The organism is Pelagibius marinus, assembly GCF_014925385.1.
GTDB classification, from domain to species: Bacteria; Pseudomonadota; Alphaproteobacteria; order Kiloniellales; family Kiloniellaceae; genus Pelagibius; species Pelagibius marinus.
The window spans coordinates 441,641-447,654 of sequence record NZ_JACSDK010000003.1 but is presented as its reverse complement, the minus strand read 5'-3'; the positions used below and the strand labels follow the sequence as shown (position 1 = coordinate 447,654).

Genomic DNA, 6,014 nt, shown 5'->3' with positions numbered 1-6,014 from the left:
GGCAAGCGGGGGGGAAGAAGGGGAGGACTAAAATCCCTATCCGCCCCCCCCCCCCCTCCCTCCGCTTTTTTGGCGCGTCGCGGAAAAATTCGAATTTCTGAGTCGATTTTCGGGCCGGACTGATCAGGACGTACCCACGTCATCTCTAAGTGACAATTTTTCTTTGTTTTTGCCTCCGCCCCGCCGCGAAGCGCTCAGCGAGGCAAAAGGAGAAAGCAGAGTTATCGGACGCCTCGTGAAAGCTGCATATAGCAGTCGTTTGATCCCCGGTCGGTCGGAAGACGACCCTAACAGAAGGACCTTAAGATTCGATGAGTAACAAGCCTGAGTCGCCCAAGTCCGCCACGCCGAAGCGTGACGAAACTTCGCCCGCCAACAACAAGGACGCCGCGAAGGTGGACGTTCCGTCGCCGGAGAGCGTGGCCGGGAACGCCTCCTGGGGTGAGCTGAACGAGCCCCAGAAGGCGATGACCGCGGCGGAAAAGCTCAGCCCCGAAATCTTCGGCCCGCTGGCCAAGAAGCTCTCGGGCCCGCGCAAGAAGTTCACGCTCTCACAGAGCAGTGCGGCCAGGAGCATCACGCACCTCCATGACGGCCTCGAAGCGACCTATGGTCTCTGCCAGTCGGTCCGCGATCGGCCCGAGATCCTGGTCGCCATCGCCCTCGCCGAAAAGATCACCTTCAACAAGCGTTCGCTTGAGACCGGCTTTCTCCTCGGCGTGAAGCTCGCCATGAACCTCAAGGGCAACGAAGACGACCGGAAGACGGCCTCCTTCTATGCCCGCGCCATGAACTATGCCGCGGCCTGTGACATGGGCCCGGCCGAGTTTGGCCAGGCGCTCAAGGAGCACGGGGTGAAGGCCCTGGCTGACCTGGAAGCGCAGCGCCAGAAGCTGCGCAAGGCCAAAGCCGCGGAGATCCCGACGCCGGAGGATCCGATAGAGCAGTTCTTGGCCCGCCACGAGCCGGTCGCGCCGATCGATGGAGTGGTCCTCCCCGAAGAGATCGAGAAGCAAGGTCTGGCGCTTCTCATGGTCGGGACGCGCAACGGGAAGGCCGAAGCCTATGCCTTCGACACGGACCCCAAGCGACTCCTCGCCGCGGTGCGCAGCGCCAACAAGCGGTGCACGACCGAAGCATCCGAGAGCGAGGACTCCGAAACCGAGGAGTCTGAAATCACGGAGGAAGTCCTGGCCGCGGAATAGCTACGGCGAGGCCTCCCCAAAAAAAATCGCCGGGGGGGGGGCCGGGCCGCCCCCCCCCCCGCCGGGGGCACCGAGCCAAGCCGCAAGGTCTGCGCTCCAACCCAACCAGTGACAATACCCGATCCATCGAGCTGAACCGGCTGCCACGAGCCGGAAACCCAAAACACAGAACCCACGAGACGAAGATGACCGACGCGCCAGACCACCGGACCAACAGCGCCCAGCCCGCGGACGATGAGCAGCATGCCTCTCTGAGCTCGCTGGACGCCCAGACCGAATCGCCTAGATCTCCCTTTGCGAACCTGCATGAGGTAAACTTTGAGGGCGTCGGTACGGGATCTCCCCCTTCCGGTTCGAAGGCCCGAGTGAAGGTGATTACGGATTGGCCGGAGAGATTCCCGATCAGCGAAGCCGAAGTTCTCCTCGCGTCCACCTTCTTCGCCGACCTGCTGAGTGAAGCCGTAGCTAACGACAACCACCCCCAGGAAGACTGACCATGACTCTCCGTGTCGCTACTTACCTTCGAGTCTCCACGACGCGCCAAGCGGAGAACGACCTTTCGATTCCCGATCAGCGGTCAAAGGCGAAGCAGTATTGCGATGCGAAAGGCTGGTCGGTTATTGCGGAATACGTAGAGCCCGGTGCGAGCGCCACGGAAGATCGGCGCCCTCAGTTTCTACAGATGGTAGACGATGCGTGCAGGCAAGATAGCCCGTTCGATGCGATCCTCGTACACAGCTATTCACGCTTCTTCCGCGACGCCGTAGGAATGGAGATCTATATCCGCCGGCTAGCTAAGAAGAACGTGAAGGTGCTCTCGGTCACGCAGGAGCATGGTGACGACCTGAACGGCGAGCTCATTCGGCGTATCCTCTCCCTATTCGACGAGTACCAGAGCAAGGAGAACGGTAAGCACACACTGCGGGCGATGACCGAAAATGCCCGACAAGGTTTCTGGAACGGCGCAGTTCCTCCTCTCGGCTATCGCGCGGTTGCCGCAGAGCAACGTGGCCAGAAGACAAAGAAGAGGCTGGAGGTCGAGCCCACCGAGGCTCGGATCATCCAGACAATCTTCAAGCTTTATCTCTACGGAAACGGGGAGAGCGGCCCTCTCGGAATCAAGGCCATCGTCAACGAGATCAATAGGGCTGGGCTTCGGCAACGCAGCGGACGCCCGTTCTACCAGAAGAACGTGCATCAGATCCTGACTCGAACGACCTACGCAGGGCGGCACTTCTTCAACCGGGTCCACGCAAAGACCGGCGAGGAGAAGCCTCGCGATGAATGGGTGGAGCTTGAGACGCCTGCCATTATCGATCAGGAGACCTTCGATGCGGTGCAGTCTCGGCTCAAGCGCAACCGCCCTGATGCCACCCCGCCTCGTGTCACCAGCGGGCCGACCGTCCTGACCGGCCTTCTTCGGTGCGGCTACTGCAACGACAGCGGCATGACGATCAGGACCGGCAAAGGTGGGCGCTACCGCTATTACGCCTGTGCAAAGAAGATCCGGCAGAGCAAGGACGCTTGCCACAGCCCGAACCTGCCGATGGCCGAGCTAGATGCGCTGATCATGCAGGCCTTGGCCGATCAGATCTTCACCGGCGAACGCATCGCAGAACTGCTTGAACAGCTTTTTGAGAGACAGGCCTCGAGCAAGGACGGAGCCAAGGGCGAGCTTCAGCAGCTTAAGCAGGAGCTGAACAAGGCCGACAGTGGCATCGGCCGCATGTACGATGCGTTGGAGAACGGAGTCCTGACAGCGGACGAGACTTTCCGTGACCGCATCCAGGCTCTCAAGGCGCGGCGCGAGCAAACCCTGCACTTAATCGCGAAGACGGAGCGGAGGATGACCCTCCCCGGCCTCGAACTGAGCCCTGCCAGGATTGATGCCTTTGCACATAAGCTTCGCGAGAGGCTCTTGACCGGCGACGCCAAGCTCAGGAGGGCCTATCTGCAGCTTTTTGTGAGCGAGATTGTGGTGACAGAGGGGGAGGCGCGCGTTCTCGGCCCGGTTTCCAGCCTTGAGAAGGCTGCGGAAGGCCAGGAGGCTGGCCTTGAGGGCTTGGTGCCCACTTCTGAGCGAGAGTGGCGTCCCCTAGGGGAGTCGAACCCCTGTTTCCGCCGTGAGAGGGCGGCGTCCTAGGCCACTAGACGAAGGGGACCAATGGCCGGAAGGCCGGTGGTGTAGCCCAAGATCCGGCCGCTTGCAAGCCCCATGTGCGGGGCCGGCGGCACACCCTTCGAGACGGCGGCTCCGCCGCCTCCTCAGGGTGAGGAAGATCGTTAATGGCCGCCCAGCCCCGCCAGGCGCGCAGCCTCGGCCAGGAGGGCGGCCACGTCCTCGGGGCGGCTGTCGAAGGACGTCACGAAGCGGCAGAGCGGGGCCGGGCCTTCGTCGCGCCAGACGTAGAAGACGAAGCCCTTGGCCTGCAGCCCCTCGACCAGGGCCCGCGGCAGGGCGGCGAAGACCTCGTTGGCCTGCACCGGGGCGGTCACTTCCACGCCGGGCAGGGCCTGCAGCCCCTCGGCCAGGTGGGTTGCCTGGGCGTTGGCGTGGTTGGCGTTCCTCAGCCAGAGGTCGCCGGTCAGATAGGCCTCGAGCTGGGCCGAGACGAAGCGCAGCTTGGAGAAGAGATGCCCGCCGCGCTTCCTGAGATAAGGGAACTCCGCCGCCTGCTCGGGCCTGAAGAAGATCGCCGCCTCGGCGGCCAGGGCGCCGTTCTTGGTGGCCCCCAGGGTCAGCACGTCGACACCGGCCTTCCAGCTCGCCTCGGCCGGGCTGCAGCCCAGGCGGGCCAGCGCGTTGGCGAAGCGCGCGCCGTCCATGTGCAGGGCCAGCTTGTGTTCCCTGGCCACGGCGGCCAGGGCCGCCACCTCGCCCGGCGCGTAGACCGTGCCCTGCTCGCTGGCCTGGGTGATGGAGATCGCCGCCGGCTGCACGTGGTGGACGACGCCGGCGCCGCTCACCGCCGCGGCCACGGCCGCCGCGTCGATCTTGGCGTGGGGACCGTCCAGGGCCACCAGCTTGGCGCCGCCGGTGAAGAACTCCGGCGCGCCGCACTCGTCGACGTTCACATGGGCCTCGCGGTGGCAGTAGACGGCGCCGTAGCGCGGCGCCAGGACCGAGAGCGCCAGGGCGTTGGCGCCGCTGCCGGTGGCCAGCGGGAAGACCGCCACCTCGTGCTCGAAGACCTCGGCCACCAGCGCCTCCAGGCGCCGGGTGATATCGTCCTCGCCGTAGGGCATGGCCGGGCCGGCGTTGGCGCGGGCGACGGCCTCCAGGATCTCCGGGCTGGCGCCGCTGACGTTGTCGGAAGCGAAGTTGGCCATGTTACCGCGTGCCGGCGGGAACGGCCTTCACCCGGCCCAGCTCCTTGCCGCTGGCCAGATCGACGATCACCAGTTGCTGGCAGCCGCGCTCGGCCTGGCCGTCCAGGCGGATCACCAGGCGCTCGCCGGTGAGTTCGCTGCCCGCGATGACGCAGCCCGCCGGCAGCGCCAGTTCGACCTCGCCGAAGGGCGCGCTCATGGCGCCGCCGGCCCCTGCACCCTGGCCATCCGCCGCCGTCTCGTTCCCGCCGGTGCGGGTCACCAGGCCGTACACCAGCAGGGCCATGCCGGCCATGATGAGGATGCCCATGAAGATGACGAGGGCTTTCAACGCTTGCATCGGGTAGAACCCCTTATCAGAACCTGTATGCGTGGTTAGGGAGCGAGGAAGCATGGCCGCCCAGCGGGGTCAAGGTCCAGATCAGGGTCAAGAACCGGATGGGGACCAGGAGAGACACGAGGTGACGGCCGGGCCGGAGGCCGCCGGCGGGCGGCTGGACCGCCTGCTGGCCGGCGCCCTGCCCGCCCTCTCCCGCAGCCGCCTGAAGGCCCTGATCGAGGAGGGCCAGGTGAGCACGGACGGCAAGGCCGTCACCAGCCCGGCGGCCAAGGTCAAGGCCGGCCAAACTTTCGCCGTCATTATCCCCGAAGCTCGGCCCGTCGCCCTGGAAGGCCAGGCGATTCCGCTGGAAATCCTCTACGAGGACAAGGACCTCATCGTGTTGAACAAACCGGCAGGCTTGGTCGTGCACCCGGCGGCGGGCAACCCCGACCGCACCCTGGTCAATGCCCTTATCGCCCACTGCGGGGCCCAGCTTGAGGGGGGACTGACGGGCATCGGCGGCGAGCAGCGCCCGGGCATCGTCCACCGCCTGGACAAGGACACCTCCGGCGTGATGGTGGCGGCCAAGACCGAGGCGGCCCACCGGGGCCTGGTCGAGCAGTTCTCCGCCCGCAGCATCGAGCGCAGCTACCTGGCCCTGGTCTGGGGCCGGCCCAGCCCGGCGGCGGGCGCGATCACCGGCAACATCGGGCGCAGCCCCCGCAACCGCAAGAAAATGGCGGTTCTGCGCCGCGGCGGCCGCCCGGCGGAAACCGGCTACCGCGTGCTCGAGAGCTTCCAGAACGGCAAGGTCAGCCTGGTGGAATGCCGGCTCAAGACCGGACGCACCCACCAGATCCGCGTCCACCTGGCCGAGGCCGGGCACCCCCTGCTGGGCGACCCGCTCTACGGCCGCGGCGACGGCCGGCGGGCCCAGGCCCTGCCGGCGGAGGCGCAGGCGGCGCTGACCGCCCTGGGCCGCCAGGCCCTGCATGCGAAAACCCTGGGATTCCAGCACCCTGTCAGCGGGGATACCTTGCAGTTTACCTGCGAACTACCATCTGACATTGGTGCCTTGATTCGTTCCTTAGAATGATTTTAAATATACCTGACTGAACTGGTCGGATTTGGCGCTATCCGCAGGGGGACCCATGCTA

The 6,014-nt window shown here is 65.5% G+C and carries 6 protein-coding genes, 1 tRNA gene and 1 pseudogene; 4 read left to right on the top strand and 4 right to left on the bottom strand.

All coding sequences use genetic code 11. The annotated features are described in order from the left end of the window. The first annotated feature begins 311 nt into the window (after nucleotides 1–311). The 3 genes and pseudogenes from H7X47_RS07440 to H7X47_RS26500 form a co-directional block, all read left to right on the top strand. Nucleotides 312–1,205, top strand: coding sequence for a hypothetical protein (locus tag H7X47_RS07440; protein ID WP_193367994.1), 894 nt, complete (start codon nucleotides 312–314; stop codon nucleotides 1,203–1,205). 185 nt (nucleotides 1,206–1,390) lie between these two features. After that, a complete protein-coding gene (locus tag H7X47_RS07435) occupies nucleotides 1,391–1,699 on the top strand; it encodes a hypothetical protein (protein WP_193367993.1) in 309 nt (102 codons plus the stop codon). Between the two features lie 2 nt (nucleotides 1,700–1,701). Continuing rightward, nucleotides 1,702–2,727 (top strand): annotated as a pseudogene (locus tag H7X47_RS26500) (recombinase family protein); the annotation flags it as partial. A gap of 33 nt (nucleotides 2,728–2,760) precedes the next feature. Here H7X47_RS26500 and H7X47_RS07415 read toward each other — a convergent pair. From H7X47_RS07415 to H7X47_RS07400, 4 genes are all read right to left on the bottom strand, one after another. Then, entirely contained in the window at nucleotides 2,761–3,027 is a 267-nt protein-coding gene (locus H7X47_RS07415) for a hypothetical protein (RefSeq protein WP_193367992.1), read from the bottom strand. 264 nt (nucleotides 3,028–3,291) lie between these two features. Continuing rightward, nucleotides 3,292–3,367: transfer RNA gene (locus tag H7X47_RS07410), tRNA-Glu, on the bottom strand. A 121-nt stretch (nucleotides 3,368–3,488) separates the two neighbouring features. After that, nucleotides 3,489–4,535, bottom strand: coding sequence for a threonine aldolase family protein (locus H7X47_RS07405; RefSeq protein ID WP_193367991.1), 1,047 nt, complete (start codon nucleotides 4,533–4,535; stop codon nucleotides 3,489–3,491). Between the two features lies 1 nt (nucleotide 4,536). Continuing rightward, a complete protein-coding gene (locus tag H7X47_RS07400) occupies nucleotides 4,537–4,875 on the bottom strand; it encodes a hypothetical protein (protein WP_193367990.1) in 339 nt (112 codons plus the stop codon). 121 nt (nucleotides 4,876–4,996) lie between these two features. On the opposite strand from H7X47_RS07400, the gene H7X47_RS07395 reads away from it, so the two are divergent. Continuing rightward, a complete protein-coding gene (locus H7X47_RS07395; RefSeq protein ID WP_319633553.1) occupies nucleotides 4,997–5,953 on the top strand; it encodes an RluA family pseudouridine synthase in 957 nt (318 codons plus the stop codon). Nucleotides 5,954–6,014 lie beyond the last annotated feature (61 nt).